The following is a 21594-nucleotide window of genomic DNA, read 5'->3' as shown; positions in this document are numbered from 1 at the left end:
AGGGGTAGTACACCTCGCGAAAGCTGCCTAACCCTTGACCACGGCGGGCCAGTCGCCCGTCGTGCCCGGCTGCACCGGCCGTTCCAGATAGGTTGAAAGCACCACATAGCTGCGCGTCGCCTTGACGCCGGGCGTGTCGTAGAGGCGCGCCAGCAGCCCCTCCAGCGCATGGGTGCTTTCCGTGCGGACTTTGAGCAGCATGCAGGTATCGCCCGCGACCGAGTGGATCTCCTCCACCTCGGGGCATTCCTCGATGGCAAGCAGCGCCTGTGTCTTTCCCCAGCCGGTCGTGTCGACATGGACGAAGGCGAGCAACGTCTTGCCGACGGCCTCGGGATCGATCAGCGCTGCCACGCGGCGGATCGCCCCTGATCGCCTGAGCCGCTTCACACGCTCATGCGCCGCCGGTGGCGAAAGCCCGACCCGTTCACCGAGTTCGACATAGCTCGTCGTCGCATCCTCGACCAGCACGCCTAATAGTTTTCGGTCCATCGCGTCGAGGTCGCGCTCCGGTGGACGCTTCCGCCGAACGTCATCTGTATTTTGATCCATTCCGATGTTTCCTCTTGCTGCTGAATTTCATTCTGCAAACATGAGACAATGACGAACATCAATCAATCCATTTCCAGCGGTTCAGTCGACAGGGCACGTATCCCGCCCTTCGCCTACCTGCTCACCATCTGCATCGGCGTCATCGGCTCCAACTCCCTCGCCCTCGGGCCGATCGCGCCGGAGGTGGCGCGAAGCCTTGGCGCCAACGTTCCCGCCGTCATGACGGCCTCTGCCATCTTTGGCCTGGGCACGGCCGTCAGCGCCGTTTTCCTTGGCCGCTTCATCGATCGCCATGGTCCGCGCCGCATGTTGGCTGCGGCTCTCTTGCTTCTGGCTGCAGGGCTCGGCGGCAGTGCGCTCGCGCCATCGCTTGCGTTCCTGGTTGCCGCCCAGCTCGTCGTCGGTCTGGCCGCGGGCATTGCGCTTCCCTCGATCTATACGCTGGCCTCGGTCATTGCGCCGGCCGGACGCGAGAGCGAGACGATCGGCCTGGTGCTGACCGGCTGGACGCTCAGCATGGTGGCGGGCGTGCCGCTATCGGCAGCGATCGCTGATTTTGCCGGTTGGCGCACGGTCTATGTCATTGTCGCCGCCGCCACGTTGATCGCCTGCACTGCGGTCAAGTTTGCGCCGGCGCAGGAAGGCGCCACCGGTACAGCGACATCACCGCTGGCGGCATTGAGTGTTCCCGGCGTCGCACCGCTCTTGATCGCCTGCGCCGCCTTCATGGCCGCCTTCTACGGCGTCTATGCCTATATCGGCGAGCACCTGCATGCCGCACTCGGCCTGCCTGTCACCGCCAACGGTCTCATCGCCGTTTCCTATGGATTCGGTTTCGGCGCCGCCGCTTTTCTTGACCGCCTGATCGATCGTTTCGGCGCCGCCCGGTTGTTGCCGCTGATCTTCCTGGCGGTCGCGGGCGTCTACGTTGCCATGGCTGTGGCGAGCGGCTCCTACGCTGCCATGCTGGCCGTCGTCTTCCTTTGGGGGCTTGCCAACCATTTCGGGCTGAATGTGCTGATCATGCGGCTCACCGGCCTCGACCCCGCCAAGCGCGGCGCGATCATGGGGCTGAACAGCGGCGTCACCTATATCGCGCTCTTTGTCGGCACGATCGGGTTCGGTGCAGCCTATGCCCGGGCAGCCTTCTTTGTGCTGCCTTTGGCAGCGGCAGGCCTGATGCTCCTGGCGGCCTTCGNCGCGGCGGTAGTCTGGCTTAACAGACCCGCTGTTACGTCAGTCGTCGTCACGCGGAGGAGGCGATCCTCGGCCGCTTTTGCGGCTTGCGGCGTGGTGGCGGGTCCACGAAGGCGCCTGGCTGGTTGAGGCTGTTCTCACTCAGCCGCTTGGCGATCGACTCGGCGCCGGCATCGCTTCCGGCGCGCGAATAAAGATTTCCGCGTACCTGGATCGAGGCGGCGAGCAAGCGGAACATTGCGTTCGCCAGATCCGGATCTGGCGCCTGCGGCGCACGCCAGAAATCGTCGAGCGGCTGCTGGTCGGTCAGTCCGGCGATGTCGAACAAGGCCGTGCCAAGCACCTTCACCGGTCGCCCCTGCTTCAATGCATGCAGACCGGCCGTCGAGTTGACCGTGACCATGCCTGCGCTTGCCTCTCCAAGCGTATCGAGGTTGCCGCCATCGAGATAGAAGACGCGCCCGCGAAGCCCCAGCGCTGCCGCTCGTTCGTCGATGATTCTGCGCCAGGGGATCAGATCATTGTCGAGCGGATGCACCTTGAAGACGAGGCGCGCGTCGCGCGCCGCAAAGGCGGCGAAGGAAGCCAGCACTTCGGCAATCGCTTGCCTCTGGCTATGGAAAGGCGAGTGGGCCCTGAGCTGGAAATCGGTTTCGAGCTGCAGCGGATAGACGAAATAGGGCGCGTCCTGCGAAAGCAGTTTGGCAACGGTCGCCTCGGCTTCCGAGTTGCGCCGCTTTTCGGACAGGAGCCGGCGGACCCAGCCCGCATATTCGGCGAGCGGATGAAAGATCGCGTGGCGCTGATAGTGTGGGAAGAGGAACCAGAGAAAGACGTTCGGCAGATTGTAGAGCAGGTCATAGCTCGCATCGGCGAGGAACGTCTGGCTGTAGTGCTTGCGCCAGTCCGGTTCCGGGACGCCCGCTGCCGCCGCAAGGATTTGCGCGGGATCGGACGGGAAATGTGAGTTCGAGGACATGCCGTTGCGCTCGAGCGTCAGCCAGTCCGGCCGAAGATACCCCATCTCGACGATGGCGACTGCGACACCCTTGCGCCGCGCGACCGTGGTGGCTGCCTGGTGGTAGGCGCGTTCCTCGCCGAGCAGCAGCATGTCGGTGACGCCATGGCGCGCGATGAAGGCCTCGATATAGGCTGGCCAATCGGCTGCAGTGCCGCGATAATTATAGGCACCCTTGCGGCCCCAGATGATCTGGTCGCCGACATTGAGGTTGATCCTCAGGCAGGTGTGGCCAATGGCTTCGAGCCGATCGGCGATCTTGCGGAAGATCGGCGACGAAGGGCCTTGCAGGAACAGGAACACCCGTCGCCTTGGCCGATCGACCGCCCCGGTCGATGTCATCGAAGCGTTCTCCATCCGTCCACTGCTGCTACCGCAGCGTATCCTTTCTGAGGTTGGCGTGGTTGAGCAGGGCCTCGATCAAGTTCCAGGCTTCGACATTACTCGGTTCCACCGGCTTGTGGGAAGACGACTTGGCCTTGGCAAGCGGTACGATCAGGTAGTCGGTTCGCGGGTCGGGGAAGGGATCGGCAAAGGATTTGAGCAGCGGCGCATGGTCGCCGTAGAAGACGAGCCAGACCGGGCGGTCCAGCTTGTCGAGTCGTTCGCTCAGCATGTTCAGCGCCGCATCGGATTGTTCGAGAATGGCCAGATAGATGTCGACGGGATTGGTGAGATCACCGACGCGACCCGGCTCCCACGGACCGTGATTGGCCATGGAGGCAACGAAGATGAAGCCGTTTTCATCCTCCGGCAGCTTCTCGCATGCGTCGATCACTTTTGCCGCAAGTTTCTCGTCGGAGACGTAGGGGCCGTCTCTTTCGGGGCGATGGTCGAAGCCGTCGAGCATGGTCAGCTTGGAAAAGCCGAGTTGCGGCATCGCCTTGTGCCGGAGAAAGAAGGTGCGGTCATAGGGATGGATGAAATGCGTGTTCCAGCCGGCGCGCTTCATCTTTCCCGGCCAGACCACGTCGGCATAGTGCGAGGCCCTGAGATAGGGGTAGCTGGCGTCGACGTGGATGTCGTCAGGCACCAGGCCGCTGATGACCGCGAATTCCGTGCGCAGCGTATAGCCGCCTTCGAAGACGCTGCTGAGGCGACCCCATTGCACCGCCTCGCGCCGCAGCCGATCCAAGGTCGGCATGTCAAGCGTATCGACGCCGAAGTGCCGCATGTCGATGAAGGATTCCGATTGCCAGACGACGATCAGCGGCGAGCCGTCGTCGCCGATCAGATCATGCACGGCGGCCCGGACGATCTCGGAGAGTTCCGCGACGATCTTTTCACGCCGCACGCCGAGCCAGACGATGAAGCGGAACACGACCGAGCCGAAGGTGCCGAAGCGCACCGTGTTCACCTTGACGTCGAGTGTTTTCAGCAGCCTTTGCACCAGCGCCGCCGTCGGGCGGTTCACCGGGCCGTAGAACAGCAGAAGCCAGGGTCCGTAGGCGATCCCGAGCATCAACAGGATCCAGAACGCCTTGCCGCGATCGGGCAGGATGGCCGGCTCGAAATACATGTAAAGGCCGGACACGCCGAAGACATAGAGGAAGGCGACGGTCCAGAAGACGACGTTTAAAGAACTCGCATAGAAAATCGTCTTGTACTTGAAGACGTCGACGACGAGCGCGATATCCGAAAAGATCAGCGGCTCGCGGATGAACTTGAACTTGGCGCGGGAAATGCCGGTGAAGATGATGAAGAAGCTCATCGTGCCGGCTGCGGCATAAAGCGGCCGCCAGGAGCCGGCGAAGAATCCTGCAAAGACCAGCGCGATGACCGGCAGGCGGGCAACCGCATCGACGACATCCTGCGTCCGCCCGAAGGGCGAGGGATGGGCGCGCCGCTCCCGCTTCGGCAGGGCAAAGCGATCGGTAAAGAAGATCACCGCACAGGAGAGCACGTAACAACAGAGCGTCAGTGTTCTTGGGTAGTCGTGCAGCTGAAAGGGAAGCAACGCCAAGCGGAAACCTTCATGTCTTCATGCCGGCCGACGCCGCTTGATGCGGCACAGCGTCCGCCCGACACTTAGATCTTATCGCTTGGACGTACAAGCGCCGTCAGGTCCGGCGCTCCGACACTCCACTATTATGCGTCGCGGTGTTGCCGCCGCGCGCAATCGCCCTGTCGAACCACCAGTTGAGCAAGGGACGAATGGCCGGCGCGAAGCGGCCGAGGAGAAAGAGCGTGGTGCCGAAGTAGATTTCGAACCGCCCGCGGTCGATGCCCTTGGCGATTGTCTTCGCCACGGCGTCGGCAGGCCAGGGACGGACCGTGCCCATGATTTTGGCCGCTTCCGGAGGACGGCTTGCGAGTTCACGCTGAAACTGGGGTGTCTCCGTATCCGGCGGAAAACACACGGAGACGCTGACGCCGTGGGCGCAGGCTTCCGAGCGCAGCGCCTGGGCGAAGCCGTGCAGCGCGAACTTCGACGCGCAATAGGCGGAATAGCCGTAGATGCCGATGAGGCCGGCGCCGGAGGAGATCATCATGATCCGGCCATGGCCACGCCGCTTCATGCCGTCATAGACAGCACGGACCGCGTGCACCGTGCCGGAGAAGTTGGTTTCCATCTGGCGTCGGAATGAAGCGCTGTCGAGTTCCTCGAAACGGCCGGGCTCGACGATACCTGCCGATGTCACCAGGATGTCGCAGGGACCGAAGGCTTGTTCGCACCGTAGGATCGCCGCCTCGACATCGCTTTCCGCAGCAACATCGGCAGCCTCGATCCTGATGTTGTCGGCGCCGCTAGCGCCTGAGCGGGCCAGGTCTGCTTGCGCCCGTTCCAAGAGGTCCCGGGAGCGCGCGATCAGCGAGACGCGGGCGCCACGAGCCGCGTAGATGGACGCAACCGCAAATCCGATACCGCTCGAGCCACCGGTGATGATCACATGCGTCATGCTGATATCCCGCTCAAGAGCAATTCCAGGAAAAGTGCGAAGCGGTTTTGCGTCCGGATTTGCGTGAAAACAACTCGGCGGCACACGCGGTGATCTCTAGTCAGCGCGCCGAGAGTGCCTTCATCATCTCGTCGATGTCGATGCCGCCCAGTCCGAAGTTTCGCTCGGTAAGGTCCGTCAGCCGTTCCGCCGTCAATGTTACCGTCCGGCGGATCTGCTCTTCCGTATGGTCGCTGGTGATGAAGAAGCGCAGGCGCGCCAGCCCCTCGGGCACCGCTGGATGGATGATCGGCAGTGCATTGACCCCTTCGGCAAGCAGGTCGTTCGAAAGCTGAACGGCACGCAAGGAATCGCCGACGATGACCGGGACGACGGAAAAGCCGCTGCTGAGACCCGTGTCGAGGCCGGCTTCCTTGGCAAGCTTCAGGAACAGGGCACCGTTGCGGCGCAATGCCGCCGTCCGCGCCGGTTCGCGTTCCAGCACGTCGAGGCTCGCGGTGGCGGATGCGGCCAGCACCGGCGCAAGGCCGACGCTGTAGACGAAGCCGCCGGCGGATGCCTTGAGCACCTCGACCAGTGCTTCGCTACCGGCGATGTAACCGCCACAGCTCGAGGTGGTCTTCGACAGCGTGCCCATCCAGACGTCGATCTCATGCGGATCGACGCCGAAATGCTCGGCAAGCCCCCGGCCGGTCTTGCCGAGGACGCCGAGCGAGTGCGCCTCGTCGACCATCAGCCAGAAGCCGTATTCGGCCCGGAGCTTCAGAAGAGCCGGCAGGTCGGCGACGTCACCGTCCATCGAGTAGATGCCCTCGACGATGACCATGATGCGGCGATAGTCGCCCGCGACGGTGCGCAGCACGTGTTCGAGATCGGCGACGTCATTGTGTTTGAACAGCCGCCGGGTCGCGCCCGAGAGCTTGATGCCGGCAAGCGCGCTGTTGTGGATGAACTCGTCATGGACGACGAGGTCCTTCGGGCCCATCAGGCAGCTGATGGCAGCGACGTTGGTCAGGTAACCGCTGACGAAACAGACGGCGGCATCGACGCCGTAGAAACCCGCGATCTTCTCTTCGAGCGCCATATGCACCGGCCGCTCTCCGGCGACGAGGCGGCTCGCCGAGGCTGAGATGCCAAAGGTGCCGATCGTATCCCGCGCCTTGGCCAGCACCTCCGCATGGCGGTTGAGGCCGAGGTAGTCGTAGGAGGCGAAGTTGATCAGCTTGCGGCCGTCGATGACGGTGGTCGCCCCGGCCGCGGTCTGGTGCGCGCGATAGAACGGATTGGCGATGCCGAGTTGCTCGCTCGCGAACTTCTGGGTCATCACCTGCTTGTATTCCGGCAGATCTTCGAAACGGGCCTGCTGCCGGCGCGCCGGCGGCGGCATCTCCCGCTCCGAGCGCGCCATGCGGTTGCGCTCGGAGGATTGATGCGTGTTCCGCATCCGGTCCAGCAGGTTCTCCTTGAGGCTGCTGGTCATCTTGGATGCGCCTGGACCGTTTCCGTTCGTGCTCATTGGCTCTGTGCTTTTTCCTTCGCCGTGCCGACGTGCCGCTGTGCGAGTTCGTTGACGATCTTGTCGTCGGCGGGCTCGGCATCGTCGCTCTGGTCGCGCTTGCTGACCTTCTCATAGAGCTTGCGGGCGACATCGCCAACCGTCGTGTTGTCCGCGACCCCACTGAGCGGCATGTCGAAGCCGGTATTCTGCTGGAAGCTCATGCCGAGTTCGACCGCCATCAGGCTGTCGAGGCCGATTTCCTTCAGCACCTTGCTGCGTGTGACCGTATCCTTCGATACGCGCAGGATCGCGGCGATCTCGCCGGCGACGAGGTCGAAGAGGATGTCCTCGGCCTCCTGCGGCGACTTGCCCTCGATCATTGCGACGAGGTCCATCTGGGCGCCTTCGCCGCCGGTGGCGTGCTGGTCGGCGCTACGCAGGATGACTTCGAAGAGGGCGTTTTTGGCAACCGGCAGGTTGCGCGCAGCCGACCAGTCGATCTCCGAGATCATCACCGTGGCCGCATCGACGGTGCCCGGATCGAAGGCCAGGTGGCTCTCGACCATGTCGAGCGCCGTCTGTGCCTTCAGCGCCGTCTTGCCGATACGCTTGGCGAGCAGGTCGTTCACATCGGTGTTCTGGACCAGGTAACCCTTGTCGGCGATCGCGCCGAAGCCGACGGCAAGACCCGCAAGACCGCGGGCGCGACGGGCGCGGGCGAGACCTTCGAGGTAGCCGTTGGCGGCGACGTAGTTCGCCTGTCCCGGGTTGCCGACAAGTGTCGTCGCCGACGAGAACAGGATGAAGTTGTCGAGCTTGTCGTCGTTGGTCAGCTGATCGAGAACGGCTGCGCCCTTGGCCTTGGTGTCAATGACCGGTCGGTTGCGCTCGCGATTGAGATTGCTGATCAGCGCGTCGTCGAGCACCATGGCGGCGTGGACGATCGAGCGGAGCGGTGCAATCGCACGCAACTCCTTGAGGAGACGCTCGGTCGCCGTCGGGTCGGTGACGTCACAGGCGTGTACCGTTGCCGACACGCCGGCCTTCGCCCAGGCCTCGATCATCGCCGTCGTTTCGGCATCCGCCTGGCCGCGGCGCGAGCAGAGCGCGATCGTCGTCGCGCCCTTTTCGACGAGCCAGTTGGCAGCAGCCAGACCGAAACCGCCGATGCCGCCGACGACGAGATGCATGCCGTTCGGATCGACCTGCATGCCGCCATGCGGACGCTTGGCAACGCGATGCTTACCAGCAACCGGCGGCAACACGACGATCTTGCCGATATGGCCCGCATTCTGCATCAGCCGGAACGCATTGCCGATTTCGTCGAAGTCGAAGGCACGGTAGGGAAGCGGCGTCAGCTTGCCGTCTTCGAACAACGCGCCGATCTCGGTGAAGATCCGCTTGGTGAGCTTCGGCTGATTGACCAGCAGCTGGTCGGCGTCGATGCCGAAATAGCTGACATTGCGGCGGAAGGGCCGGAGACCAATCTTGCTGTCGGCATAGTAGTCGCGTTTGCCGAGCTCGAGGAAGCGACCGAAGGGCTTCACGAGTGCCAGGCTCTGTTCCATGGCTTCGGCAAAGAGCGAATTCAGAACGAGATCGACACCCTCTCCGTCCGTTACGGCGCGAACGTCGTTGACGAAACCGAGCGAACGGGAATCGAAGACGTGATCGGCACCCAGCATCGACAGGAAGCGGCGCTTCTCGCGCGTGCCTGCCGTGGCGATGACCTTGGCACCCTTCAGTTTCGCGACCTGCAGCGCGGCAAGGCCGACGCCGCCGGCAGCGCCGTGGATGAGGATCGTTTCGTCCGGCTGGATGCGGCCGAGTTCCACCATGGCGTAATAGGCGGTCAGGAAGGCGACAGGCACCGTTGCTGCGGCAACCGGGCTGACAGTCTGCGGCAACCTGGCGACGCCGGCGCGTGAGACGACGGCGTGGGTCGAGAAGGCGGATGAGGCGATTGCCATGACGGCATCACCGACCACGAGATCGTCGACGCCTTCGCCAACGGCAACCACGTGGCCGGAGAGTTCCATGCCGATCGTCGCGCCTGCGAAACCATCTTCGAGCGCTTCTTCGGGCAGCAGGCCCATCGCCCACATCACGTCGCGGAAGTTGAGGCCTGTCGCGGCAACCGCGACGACGACTTCACCCGGACCTGCGGCGGGAATGTCGCTCTCTTCCCAGACGATGCTGCCCACCTGCGAGCTGACGCGCTGACGGATCGTTGCGGCCTTGAAGGTGTCGATCGCCGCATGGGCGTTGTCGACCGGGCCGGGCACGGCACGGATTTCGGAAAGCGCCGCGTCTTGTCCCTCCAGCAGCCACTCGCGGTTGGCGTTGGCGCTGCCGAGCAGCGGAGATGCTGCCGCGATCTGCTCGATCGTGGTCGGCGAACCGTCGATATCGAGCGAGTGCACTTCGAGGAACTCATATTCGTTCTGAAGCACGCGGGCGAAGGCCCAGAGACCGGCATTGACGCCGTCGCTTGCAACCGTTTTGCCCGTTGTCCGGCTCGCGATCGGGGCTCCGCCTGGCGCGACGAGCACGAGACGCGGACGATTTTCGCCAGCAGGCTCGGCTCCGCCGATATGCTGACGCAAGGCTTCGGCAAAGGCGCCGAGAGCAAGGATTTGGGTCTGCAGCGAAGCGGAATCGTCTGTTCGGGATGCAGCTGTCGGCGACGCGAGGAAGATTGCCCGCAGCGGCTGTTCGCCAAGGGCCTCGAAACCGCTGAGAAGCGCTGCTTTGTCGGCTGCGATATCGCCGCTGAGATTGACCGGAATAGCCGATGCCGAAGGCTTGTTGCCCTTGCCGCCCGCGATCTGCAGCAGCAGATAGGGGCCGGTAGCCGGTGCTTCGGCACTTACGGACGCCGCGGCGGCGCCGCGCGCTTCGAGCAGGATGACATTGCCGCTCGCGCATTCGCGATCTGCAATATTGACGTCGCGCAGATCGAGATCACCGAAACATTTCTGCCAGTGCGGGACCGCCGCAAGATTGCCGATCGGGAATTCCGCGGTCTGGCTGCGGGCGAACCACCCCTCGGAAAGTCCGAGGGCAAAATCGTTGAAGAGCGATGGCGCGCTGACGGCGGCTATCAACCCGCCGGTATCGCGAAGCGTCGAGCGAAGCGCGGTGCGGACCGCCACGTCGTCCTCGATCAGGCTGTAAAGCCCGTCAGAGGCGCTGACTGCGAGGTCGAAGGACGTGAGCGTTGCAAGCTCACCCTTTTTGAGAATGCGCACATGGGCGTCGTTCTCGAAGGCCAATTCAAGCCCACGCTGGGCGTTGTCGCGCGCTTCGAATACGGTGAGGCTTGCGCCGTGCTTTTCGGCAAGCGTCGCCAGTCGGCGGGTAAAGGCGGACGAAACGCTGCCGAGTTCGACGATGCGCAGGCGCGCGCCGGAAGATGCCGAAGTCAGGATCTTTTCGAGCGCCTCGAGGACGAACGCCATCCGCTCCCGGCTTGCCCCGGAGTGGACGGCTTGATGATCAAGCGTGGCATCGCTGATGAAGGTGGTGCCATGAGCCGTTTCGTCGCCGGCCTGGAGCGCGTCAAGGCGCGCAAGGGCCTCCGCATAGGCATTGTTGATCAAGACGGCTTCGACGGCGCGGTCGGACCGCTCGCCATAGAGTTCGCGCAGGATCTCCGGGACGCTCGGCAGGTTGAAGTCCTGAGCAATCGTCCAGACGCCGTCCTTGTGCTCGCAGAGACCGGCGTCTTCCAGGACGTAGAGGCAGCTCGTCAGGAAACATTGGAAGGCAAAATCGCCGGGCAGGTTGTTGCCCTGAATGGTCGATCGACCCTTGGCGAGTTTGAGCGCAATCTCCTGGCAGGCGCGATAGATGGCTGCGTTGAAGAGCAACGTCGTGTTGTCGACGCCGGCTTCGCTGGCGGCAGGCATGGTGATCTTGATCGGCGCCGGCGCTTTACCCTGCAGACCCGGCAGCGTCGCTTCCGATTGCACGGCCTCGTAGTGGAAGGACAGCGCGTCGAGCGTCTTGTGCTTGCGCAGATAGGTACGGCGGAAGCGGCAATCCTCGAAGTGCGCGATCGGTGCGCCCGACTTGTCGAAGAAATGGAACTTCGCCTTGATCGAATTGGGGCTGACGCGCTCGATCTCGATCATTGCGCGCGCGATTGGCTGGCTGCCGTTGACGACCCGCACCGAACCGAAGCGCACGGGGATATAGGGGGCACCGCTCTTGTCGCCGGTGAAACGATCGAAGAGGGCGACAAGCCCGTGGAAGGTTGCGTCGACAGAGATCGGGTTCAAGGCGTAGGTGACGAGCGGATGGCCAGCTGCATCAGGCGTCTTCAGCTCGACATCGACAAGCCGATCGCCATAGGCGACGGCCTTGGCCAGCAGCTGGAAGCGCGGGCCGTAGTCGAGACCGAACTGTTTCGCCGTCTCATAGGCACGGCCAGGCGCAACCGTTGCGGTCTTCGCCAAGCCGGCAAGCGACGGATAGGCGCGCTCCTCGGCCGGCAATGGCTTGCGGCAGCGGGCAACCGCATGCACGGCCCAATCGTCTTCCGACAGCCGTTCGCGCGAGCGGATCTCGATGTCGCCGGTCTCCGGCGAAAGCACCGTCGACAGCTCCATGATCTTCGTATCGCTGAGTTCCAGCGGGCGAACGATCTCCAGATTGGTGATCTCAACTTCGTCGCTGCCGTAGAACTGCTGTGCAGCGGCGACAGCGATTTCGATGAAGCCACTGCCCGGCAGGATCGCCTTGCCGTCCACGACGTGTTCGGCGAGGTCGGGGAAGAGATGGGCGTCGACATGGTTCTTCCAGCTGCCGCTGTTCGGGTCGCTGCGCCAGCCGATCAGGCGGTAGGGCTTGGCGGTCCGGCCGAAGAGGTCGGTGGCGTCGGTCGTTGCTGCGGGGCGCAGCTCGACGGGCTCGAACGGCAGGCTGGGAAGGGCGATCGAAGCGTTGCGCTTGCCGAAGACGCGGGTCGTGTCGACCACCGCGCCGTGCGCGACGGCACGCGCCATCGCTGCCGAAATCGGGTCCTGGCCGGTTTCGCCGACATCCCGGAGCAGGGTCGGTACGACCATGCCCGGGGCTGCAGCCTGCTTGATCGTCTCCTTGACATAGGACGACAGGATCGGACGCGGCGAAATTTCAATGAACAGGCGGCAACCCATCTCGATCGCGGCCTCGGCGGCCGCCTGGAAGCGGACCGGCTCGCGCACGTTCTTCCACCAGTAGTCCGGATCGAGTTGCGTGCCATCGAGCGCGGCACCCGTGACCGTCGACAGATAGGCGAGCTCGGTGCGCCGCGGTGCGATATCCGGAATGTCGGAGAGGAAGGCGTCCTTCGCCCGATCGATGATCGGGTGGTGGAAGGGATAGTTGATGTCGAGAATCTGGACCGGGATCTTCGCCTTGCGCGCAGCGTCGCGGAAGGCCGAGATCTGGTCGGCCGGTCCCGAGATCGTCACGGAATTGTGGGCATTGACCGCTGCGACGCAGAGGTTGTCGAGACCGCGCGCCTCGGCAAAGGCGCGGGCGGCGTCTTCTCCGAGCATGACGGCCGCCATCGTGCCGTGGCCGGCAAGCAGGTCCTGATGCAGCGAGCGCTTCGCCACGATCGAAACGGCGTCGACCAGTGAGAGCGCACCGGCGGCGTAGGCGGCGGCGATTTCACCGACGGAGTGGCCGAAGACCGCGACCGGCTTGACGCCCATGGCAACCAGCGAGTCGGAGAGGGCGGCCTGCACCGCGAAGAGCAATGGCTGGGCGATCTTCGTATCGGCAAGCTTCTTGTCGAGATCAGGATCGGTGAGAAGATCGGTCAATGCGATGTCGGAGTGGAACTTGAACAGCGCGCTGACCGAGGTGAAGCACTGACGGAAATGCAGGTTCTCGCGGAACGCTTCGACGCCCATGCCGGCCCATTGTGAGCCGTTGCCGGAGAAGACGAAGGCGACCTTGGCGTCGCGGACGACGGCTTCGCCGACTTCACCGATGCCGGAGCCCGGCTTTTCCAGGTGGCTGGCGATCGCGCGGACGATATCTTCCGGCTGATCGCTGCGGGCGGCAAAGCGATGGCGCATGTGGGTGCGGTTTGCACCCGATGCGGCGATCATCGCCCGTGCTTCCCCCTTGGAAGCATGTGCGAACGCCGCCTTATAGTCGCTGAGAAGCGCCTCCAGGCTCGACGCCGTATGGGCGCTCGCCAGGAAGACATGGCCGGAAGACGATGGGTTTGACGCCCTTTCGTCGGCCGCGGGTTCCGGATCGCTGATGACGACGTGGGCATTGGCGCCGCCGAAGCCGAAGGAATTGATGCCGGCAAGGCGAGCGCGTTTTCCCCGCAGCAGCTCGATCGGGTTCGCCGTGACGCGCACGTTGAGACCGTCGAAGTCGATGTGTTCGTTCGGCGTGTCGAAGTGCAGCGAAGCCGGCAGATAGTTGTTTTCAAGCGCCATGACGGCCTTCAGCATGCCGAAGAGGCCGGAAGCGGGTTCCGTGTGGCCGATGTTCGACTTGATCGAACCGATCGGCACCGGTGCCCGGCGCTTGGCGCCGATGACCGTTCCGATCGACCAGACCTCGGCGGGATCGCCGACCTTGGTGCCGGTGCCGTGGCCCTCGACGAAGGCCACCTGGTTGGCGTCGATGCCGTTGCCTTCGTAGATCGCCCGCAGAAGATTGGCCTGCGCCTCGCGGGAGGGGAGCGAAATGCCGTTGGTGCGCCCGGCCGAGTTCACGCCGGTCGCAACGATGCGCGCGTAGCTGCGGTCCTTCTCCCGGCGCGCCCTGTCCGAGCGGCGCAAGACGAAGACCACGCCACCTTCGGCGCGCACATAACCGGCGCCGTCATTGTCGTAGGCGCGGCAAAGCCCCTCGGGCGAAAGCATGCGTGCCTGGGCGAAGCCGACGAAGGGAAGGGGATGGGCAAGGATGTTGACGCCACCGACGATCGCGGTGTCGATCTCGCCCGACGTCAGAGCCCGCATCGCCTGGTCGAGCGCGACCAGCGAGGAGGAACAGGCGGTATCGACCGTCATGCTCGGACCGCTGAGGCCAAAGATATGCGAGATACGGTTGGAAACGATCGACAGCGTGTTGCCGGTCATGAAGTAAGGGCCGGCGGCAGCCGGGTCCTCGACCGTCAGGTTGGCATGATCGAGGCTCGATGCGCCGATATAGACGCCGACATTCTCGCCATTCAGCGACGTTGCAGAGATATTGGCGTCTTCCAGTGCGCGCCAGGCGAGCTGAAGCAGCACGCGCTGCTGCGGATCCATGTACATGGCTTCGCGCTGCGACATGCCGAAGACGGCGGGATCGAAATCATAGAGTTGGTCCAGCACGCCGGCGGCAAAGGAATAGGTCTTGCCCTGCGTGCCCATGACGGGGTGCCAAAAACGCGCGACGTCCCAGCGATCCGACGGAATGCTGGTGACGGTGCACTTGCCCTGACGAAGAAGTTTGAACAACGCCGAAGGCGATTCTGCTCCAGGGGCGAGGCATGCTCGCCCAATTATCTCAACAGCCATGTATGATCGAACGCTCTAAACTGCCGCTAAAGTTGCATCTGCGATTGCGCGTCGGAGGCCGAAATGCAATCGCCAATCGTCATGCTGCCAGGCTATCCCCAGCTATATTCGTTCCGCCTCATTAGTCAGCTTTTAACTTAAAGTCCCTAGCTTTCAACCCCAAAGACTGAAGATATACACGCTGTCAACGCCAATCCAAGGCGGATAGGGCGATAAACCACACTCAAGGTAGAGAAGGTATGACCAGAAAGACGCGGCTCCAAATATTTTGCCCGTCTTGGTCTTCGGATGACTTGTTGTGGGACGGCGATTGTGCTTTTCAGAGACCGGCGAATTCCCGGTCGGGAGATAATGCGGCACGGAACTGTGAGTAAAATCATGGCTGTGTCGAATTTGGAGTGTCGTAGTTGAAACGAGTCAGTGCCCTTCTGCTTTGTACCGCCCTCGTGGGATGCCAGGCCGTTCCGGGCGAGGGGCCGCTGGCTGGGGCGATCGTCAAGGATGCCGGTCAATCCGGCGCCGAGATCGGCCGGCAAAATGCCACCGTTTTTGATATTGTCGATGTGGATGGCCGCTCCGCGCGCCTCGTTTCCGACTATGTCTCGTCGACGCTCAACCGCCGTTTCGGCATTGGCGGCGGCGTCGGCCGAGTCGTGATCGGCGTCGGCGACCAGCTCAAGGTCTCAATCTTCGAAGCCGGCAGCGACGGGCTGTTCTCGACGGCAGAGTCCAAGCAGACGAGCATCGATCTCGTCGTTCAGCCTGATGGCAAGGCTGCGATCCCCTATGTCGGTCCGGTCAACTTTGCCGGCCTGACGCTGGAGCAGGCGCGCCAGGAGATCCTGGAGGCGCTGAAGCAGAAGGCGGTCGAGCCTGATGTCATCGTCACCAGCATGAGCACCGCCTCGCGCAACGTCACGGTTTCCGGTGCAGTCGGCAAGTCGTCGGTCGTGCCGCTCAGCCTCGTCGACGAGACGATCAATGAGGTCATCGCCAAGGCGGGTGGCCCCGTTGCGCAGCCCTACGAGACCTATGTCACGCTGGTGCGCGGCAAGAAAACCGGAACGGTCCTCCTGAAGTCGATTATCGAAAATCCGTCGGAAAACATCCACGTCAAGCCGGGTGACCAGATCTTCGTATCGCGCGACCCGCGCCGCTTCACGATCCTCGGCGCAGTCAAGGCCAACCAGCGTGTCGAATTCGGCGCCAATGACCTGAACCTGCTCGAAGCCATGGGCCTTGCCGGCGGCGGCTCGGACTACACGCTCGACATGAAGGGCTATTTCATCTTCCGTTACGAAGAGCCTGATGTCGTCATGAGCCTGCTTGGCCAGCAGCGTTTCAACGAGATGCTGCGCAAGGGCATGAAGACCGACAGCACGGGTCGCTACCCGATCGTCTACCGCTTCGACATGAGCAAGCCGGATAGCCTGATCGTCGGCCAGACCTTCCCGATCAAGAACCGCGACGTCATCTATGCTTCGCGCCACCCCTCGGTCGACTTCTCGAAGTTCCTCAACTTCATCGCCCAGCCGGTCGGCATCGCCAATTCCGGTTTCTCGATCGCCGACAATCTCAACGGCAACTAATCACGTTAAACAGCTTTTCTCGGGGGCGTCGACCGCAGGGTCGGCGCCTTTTGCTTATCTATCCTCCTGATTTTCAAAGCACGTGGAAGCGGCTTGTCGCCGCTCAAATTCTGTGATTGATCTTGGACTTAAATCGATTTTGGTGATCGATGGACGTTGGCAGGCAGGAATGAACTATGGCGGATAAAGCGTTGATCGTCGTGGACGTGCAGAACGATTTCTGCCCGGGCGGAGCGCTTGCGGTTGCAGGCGGTGATGAGATCGTGCCGATGATCAACGGCTTGATTGGCCGCTTCGAGCACGTGGTGCTGACGCAGGACTGGCATCCCGCCGGCCATTCGAGCTTTGCCTCCAGCCATCCCGGCAAGACCCCGTTCGAGATGATCGCCATGCCCTATGGCGGCCAGACGCTCTGGCCGGATCATTGCGTCCAGGGAACAGCCGGTGCCGATTTCCATCCGGCGCTCGCGTGGACGCGGGCCGAACTCCTGATCCGCAAGGGCTTCCGGCCCGAGATCGACAGCTATTCTGCCTTCTTCGAAAACGATCGCCGGACACCGACGGGTCTCACCGGCTATCTCAGGGACCGCGGCATCAAGAAGGTGACGCTGTGTGGGTTGGCGACTGATTTCTGCGTCGCCTTTTCTGCGCTTGATGCGGTTACACAGGGATTTTCGACATCCGTCATTCTCGAGGCCTGTCGGGGCATCGACCTCAACGGTTCGCTTCAGGCAATGGTCACGCGCATGCGCGATGCCGGTGTCGAGCTGAACTAGTTCGAGACCCTCGCGCTGAGGAAGGAGAGATTTCACCAATGACGAAGACCGATATCGCCAGGCGTGTCTATAACCATGCCTGGAAGCTCGACCCGATCGTGCGCAGCCTGCTGGACACGGATTTCTACAAGCTTTTGATGCTGCAGATGATCTGGCAGCTCTATCCGGATGTCGATGCGGCCTTCTCGCTGATCAATCGCACGAAGACGGTACGGCTTGCCGACGAGATCGACGAGCAGGAACTGCGCGATCAGCTTGATCATGCGCGCGAGCTGCGCTTCTCCAAGAAGGAGATGATCTGGCTCGCCGGTAACACGTTTTACGGTCGCAAGCAGATCTTCTCGCCGGAATTTCTTGCCTGGCTCGCCAAGTTCCGCCTGCCGGACTATGAGTTGAAACGCAGCGGCGGTCAGTTCGAATTGACCTTCCGTGGCCGCTGGGCGGAAACCACCATGTGGGAAATCCCGGCGCTCGCGATCATCAATGAGTTGCGTTCACGCTCGGCGATGAAGGGCCTCGGCCCCTTTACCCTCGACGTGCTCTATGCTCGCGCCAAGGCAAAGATGTGGTCCAAGGTCGAGCGCCTGCGGCAGTATCCGAACCTCAGGATTTCGGATTTCGGTACGCGGCGCCGACACAGCTTCCTCTGGCAACGCTGGTGCGTGGAGGCGCTGAAGGAAGGGATCGGAAGTTCCTTCTCGGGCTCCAGCAACGTGCTGCTTGCCATGGATACGGATCTGGAAGCGCTCGGCACCAACGCGCATGAGCTTCCGATGGTGGCCGCGGCGCTTGCCCGCAACGACAAGGAACTGGCCGCCGCCCCCTACAAGGTGTTGCAGGACTGGAACCAGCTCTATGGCGGCAACCTGTTGATCGTGCTGCCGGATGCGTTTGGAACGGCGGCGTTCCTTCGCGATGCACCCAAATGGGTCGCGGACTGGACGGGCTTCCGGCCGGATAGTGCGCCGCCGATCGAAGGTGGCGAGAAGATCCTCGCTTGGTGGAAGAAGATGGGCAAGGACCCGCGGGAGAAGCTGCTGATCTTCTCCGATGGCCTCGACGTCGACACGATCATCGAGACCTATCGCCATTTCGAGGGACGCGTGCGCATGAGCTTCGGCTGGGGCACCAACCTTACCAACGATTTTGCCGATTGCGCCCCGACGGAAATCAGCGGCCTCAACCCGATCTCGATCGTCTGCAAGGTCAGCGAAGCCGATGGCCGCCCGGCGGTGAAACTCTCCGATAATCCACGCAAGGCGACCGGCGATCCGGCGGAGGTCGAGCGCTACCTCAAGTTCTTCGGCTCACAGGACTTCGTCGAGCAGGCGGTCAAGGTTTAGCCGCCAAGCTATTCCAGGAAAAGTATGGAGCGGCTTTCCACCACTTCAAAAAAAGAAACCGGCAGAAGCCGGTTTCAAAAGGGGATCAAAGATGTTGCGACTGTCCATCATCGCAATGTCAAATCTGGCAGTGGAATCTTAAGGTTGCGTTAAGGCGCCAACCTGCCGTTGCATTTCACCTCTCTAGAACACGAACATATAGAGAAGGATGATGACGATGAGCGGCACGCCCATGAGCCAGAGAACGATACCTTTCATATGCAAGCCTCCGCGTTACTGCCTTTGAAACGGTAACGCGGCATCGGGGAATACGTTCCCGATGCTTGGTGCTCGAACAGTCGGTTCGATGGCGAGAGTGCCCCGTATGAAATCTACTTTCCCGAGCGGAGGGGGGAGGCGTGGGCGCGCCCGAATCGAAGGATATCGCAATTGGCCGAACACGATAATTGCTCCCGAAGGAAAATTCGGGAGCGGGAGGTCGGACTTTTGCGGACGCCTTGGATGGTTGCCCGAACAGAACGGCAGTGCAGGTGTCGCCGTTTACGCAGGACAAGCCAGGATAGTCGCGGCGTCCCAACGGAGATATCTGATTGATTTCGCATGAGGAAAACTGGTGCTGCTAGAGAGATTTGAACTCTCGGCCTCTCCCTTACCAAGGGAGTGCTCTACCCCTGAGCTATAGCAGCATCTGGCGGCCGGTTCGTTGACAAGCCGCATCAAGCGAGGGGGCTATTGCCATAGCTGAGCGGGGAGTGCAAGTCGCATTTCGAAGTTTTTCGTGAAGACCTGTGAGAAAGTTCGCCGGTGCTTCCGAAGACCCTGGTTTTGCGCTAATGCAGGACTATGCAAACAAACGACAGCGACGGCAAGAAAACCGAGCCCGTGCCGGAAGAGCAGCGGACCGAGGGCAAGGTGCGCCGGGAGAAGAAGAAGGATACGACCGAGTCGGACCTGAAAAAGGCGCGTCTTGCCAGGAACTTGCGCGACAATCTTCAGCGCCGCAAGCAGCAGGCGCGGGCGCGCCGTTCCGGTGCAGCCGATGAGGTCAGCGGCCTTCCTGCCGCAAAAACGGACGAATCCCAAGATTAGTACGGGGCAGGGGCGGCGTTCGCCGGCTCCTTCCCGTTTGCCGGCGGCTCAGCCGTCTGGCGTCCAATTGCATAAATGCCCTTGGTCGGGTCGATCCAGGGCAGCGACTTAACCGATATGGCGACCTTTCGCGTCCGAATGGGCGCGCGGCGTTCAAGGCACTTCTAATTTCGCGGCGTCTCCACTAAAGAGGCGCCTTCAGACAACATAGAAAATATTTGGAAAGGCGGGCCAAGCCCGTTCGAGAGGCCTCATGGATCGCATCAGGATTGTAGGCGGCAACAAGCTTAACGGCGTCATCCCGATTTCCGGCGCCAAGAACGCGGCCCTGCCGCTGATGATCGCGTCGCTTCTGACCGACGACACGTTGACGCTCGAAAACGTGCCGCATCTGGCCGACGTCGAGCAGCTGATCCGCATCCTCGGCAACCACGGCGTCGACATCTCCGTCAATGGTCGCCGCGAGCGCCAGGGCGAGAGCTACGCCCGCACCATCCATTTCACCTGCCGCAACATCGTCGATACGACCGCGCCTTACGAGCTGGTGTCGAAGATGCGCGCAAGCTTCTGGGTGATCGGCCCGCTGCTCGCCCGTGAAGGCAAGGCCCGCGTATCGCTGCCCGGCGGCTGCGCCATCGGCACGCGCCCGGTCGATCTCTTCATCGAAGGCCTTCAGGCACTCAGCGCCAATATCGAGATCGACGGCGGCTACGTCAACGCGACGGCGCCGGAAGGCGGCCTGGTCGGCGCACGCTACACTTTCCCGAAGGTGTCCGTCGGCGCCACCCACGTCCTGATGATGGCCGCGACGCTTGCAAACGGCACCACGGTGCTGGGCAACGCCGCGCGCGAGCCCGAAGTCGTCGACCTCGCCAACTGCCTCAATGCCATGGGCGCCAAGATCACCGGCCAGGGCACCCCGACGATCACGATCGAAGGCGTACGTTCGCTCTCCGGCGCCCGTCACCGCGTGTTGCCGGACCGGATCGAGACCGGCACCTATGCCATGGCGGTTGCCATGACCGGCGGCGACGTCATCCTTGAAGACACGAACATGGCGCTGCTCGACACGGCGCTGGAAGCGATCCGCCGCGCCGGCGCCGAGATCACCGAGACCAACAGCGGCATCCGCGTCGTGCGCAACGGTGCCGGCATCAAGCCGGTCGATATCGTCACCGATCCTTTCCCGGGCTTCCCGACCGACCTGCAGGCGCAGTTCATGGGGCTGATGACCAGGGCGAACGGCACCTCGCACATCACCGAGACGATCTTCGAGAACCGTTTCATGCATGTGCAGGAGCTCGCCCGCCTCGGGGCCAAGATCTCGCTCTCCGGCCAGACGGCCAAGATCGAGGGCGTTAGCCGGCTGAAGGGCGCGCCTGTCATGGCAACCGACCTTCGTGCGTCGGTCTCGCTCGTCATCGCCGGCCTTGCAGCCGAAGGCGAAACCATGGTCTCGCGCGTCTATCACCTCGACCGCGGCTTCGAGCGGCTGGAAGAGAAGCTCACCCGTTGCGGCGCGCATGTCGAGCGTGTCAGCGACTGATTTGATCGGTTGCGCCTGATACCGTTGCGGTTTCAGGCGCAACATCCTATGTCCATTTCAATTGTGGCACGGAAAATGTGCGGCGAAACGAAAGGAATGGACGGTATGAATGGTCTGAAGCTGCTGGCGCTCGACGAGGAAGATCTCGCTGTCGTCTCCGCCCATGTCCAGGATGCCGTGTTCAAGGTATCGGGGCTGGAATATGACGCCCGCCGCAAGCTATTTTCGCTTGTCGTCAATCGCTTCGTCTGGGAGACGGCCGACGGCAAGCGCCGCTCCTTCGAGCGTCGTCGCGCGCTGCTGCTGTTCAAGCGGGTGAATGCGGTCCGCTCGGTCGGCTTTGACCGCCGCGACGATGAAGCGGTACTTGACCTGCTGACGCTCAAGTTCACGGTGCGCGGCGAGGGGCCGGAAGGCACGCTCGAACTGGTTCTAGCCGGCGATGCCTCGATCGCGCTTGACGTCGAATGCATCGAAACGCAGCTTGCGGATACCGGCGGGGCGTGGGAAACCGCTTTCAAGCCCAAGCATCCCGAAGGCGCTTGAGCCGCTCGACCCGAACG

The 21594-nt window shown here is 62.6% G+C and carries 12 protein-coding genes, 1 tRNA gene and 1 pseudogene; 7 read left to right on the top strand and 7 right to left on the bottom strand.

Annotated elements, in window-relative coordinates; translation table 11 throughout:
- Positions 1-27: 27 nt before the first annotated feature.
- Positions 28-552: an Lrp/AsnC family transcriptional regulator gene (locus ACTJKE_RS16955; protein WP_057248156.1), complete on the bottom strand. Its 525-nt coding sequence runs from the start codon at positions 550-552 to the stop codon at positions 28-30.
- A gap of 48 nt (positions 553-600) precedes the next feature.
- Here ACTJKE_RS16955 and ACTJKE_RS16950 point away from each other — a divergent pair.
- Positions 601-1761 (top strand): annotated as a pseudogene (locus ACTJKE_RS16950) (MFS transporter); the annotation flags it as partial.
- A gap of 37 nt (positions 1762-1798) precedes the next feature.
- On the opposite strand, the gene ACTJKE_RS16945 reads toward ACTJKE_RS16950, so the two are convergent.
- The 5 genes from ACTJKE_RS16945 to ACTJKE_RS16925 all read right to left on the bottom strand — a co-directional run bounded on the left by ACTJKE_RS16945 (position 1799) and on the right by ACTJKE_RS16925 (position 14688).
- On the bottom strand, positions 1799-3109 hold the full coding sequence (locus tag ACTJKE_RS16945; protein ID WP_058329029.1) for a capsule biosynthesis protein: 1311 nt from the start codon (positions 3107-3109) through the stop codon (positions 1799-1801).
- A gap of 28 nt (positions 3110-3137) precedes the next feature.
- On the bottom strand, positions 3138-4730 hold the full coding sequence (locus ACTJKE_RS16940) for an LTA synthase family protein (protein WP_093231877.1): 1593 nt from the start codon (positions 4728-4730) through the stop codon (positions 3138-3140).
- Positions 4731-4827: 97 nt separating this feature from the next.
- Positions 4828-5667, bottom strand: coding sequence for an SDR family oxidoreductase (locus ACTJKE_RS16935; RefSeq protein ID WP_058329028.1), 840 nt, complete (start codon positions 5665-5667; stop codon positions 4828-4830).
- Positions 5668-5767: 100 nt separating this feature from the next.
- The gene (locus tag ACTJKE_RS16930) at positions 5768-7183 is read right to left on the bottom strand and encodes an aminotransferase class I/II-fold pyridoxal phosphate-dependent enzyme (protein WP_058329027.1); all 1416 of its coding nucleotides are present in this window, start codon (positions 7181-7183) and stop codon (positions 5768-5770) included.
- Complete coding sequence (locus tag ACTJKE_RS16925; RefSeq protein ID WP_058329026.1) at positions 7180-14688, bottom strand: type I polyketide synthase; 7509 nt, start codon at positions 14686-14688, stop codon at positions 7180-7182. The genes ACTJKE_RS16930 and ACTJKE_RS16925 overlap by 4 nt, the downstream gene beginning before the upstream one ends.
- A 407-nt stretch (positions 14689-15095) precedes the next feature.
- On the opposite strand from ACTJKE_RS16925, the gene ACTJKE_RS16920 reads away from it, so the two are divergent.
- From ACTJKE_RS16920 to pncB, 3 genes are all read left to right on the top strand, one after another.
- Complete coding sequence (locus tag ACTJKE_RS16920; RefSeq protein WP_057248163.1) at positions 15096-16277, top strand: polysaccharide biosynthesis/export family protein; 1182 nt, start codon at positions 15096-15098, stop codon at positions 16275-16277.
- 176 nt (positions 16278-16453) lie between these two features.
- Positions 16454-17053, top strand: a complete 600-nt coding sequence (gene pncA, locus ACTJKE_RS16915) for a bifunctional nicotinamidase/pyrazinamidase (RefSeq protein ID WP_057248164.1) — start codon at positions 16454-16456, stop codon at positions 17051-17053.
- Positions 17054-17091: 38 nt separating this feature from the next.
- Positions 17092-18396, top strand: a complete 1305-nt coding sequence (gene pncB / locus ACTJKE_RS16910; protein ID WP_058329025.1) for a nicotinate phosphoribosyltransferase — start codon at positions 17092-17094, stop codon at positions 18394-18396.
- 611 nt (positions 18397-19007) lie between these two features.
- Here pncB and ACTJKE_RS16905 read toward each other — a convergent pair.
- Positions 19008-19082: transfer RNA gene (locus ACTJKE_RS16905), tRNA-Thr, on the bottom strand.
- Positions 19083-19239: 157 nt separating this feature from the next.
- Between ACTJKE_RS16905 and ACTJKE_RS16900 the strand changes: the two genes are divergently transcribed.
- The 3 genes from ACTJKE_RS16900 (at position 19240) to ACTJKE_RS16890 (ending at position 21577) form a co-directional block, all read left to right on the top strand.
- Positions 19240-19485 carry a hypothetical protein gene (locus ACTJKE_RS16900; RefSeq protein ID WP_057248167.1) on the top strand — a complete coding sequence of 82 codons (246 nt, stop codon included), beginning with the start codon at positions 19240-19242 and terminating at the stop codon, positions 19483-19485.
- A 253-nt stretch (positions 19486-19738) separates the two neighbouring features.
- Positions 19739-21031 (top strand): UDP-N-acetylglucosamine 1-carboxyvinyltransferase, encoded by a 1293-nt coding sequence (gene murA / locus ACTJKE_RS16895; RefSeq protein WP_057248168.1) that lies wholly within the window; start codon positions 19739-19741, stop codon positions 21029-21031.
- 105 nt (positions 21032-21136) lie between these two features.
- Entirely contained in the window at positions 21137-21577 is a 441-nt protein-coding gene (locus ACTJKE_RS16890) for a DUF2948 family protein (protein ID WP_058323703.1), read from the top strand.
- Positions 21578-21594 lie beyond the last annotated feature (17 nt).

Source organism: Ensifer sp. 22521 (assembly GCF_052044795.1).
Classification (GTDB): Bacteria; Pseudomonadota; Alphaproteobacteria; order Rhizobiales; family Rhizobiaceae; genus Ensifer.
Note: the sequence above shows the minus strand (reverse complement) of the source record. Positions and strands in the feature narration are given on the sequence as shown.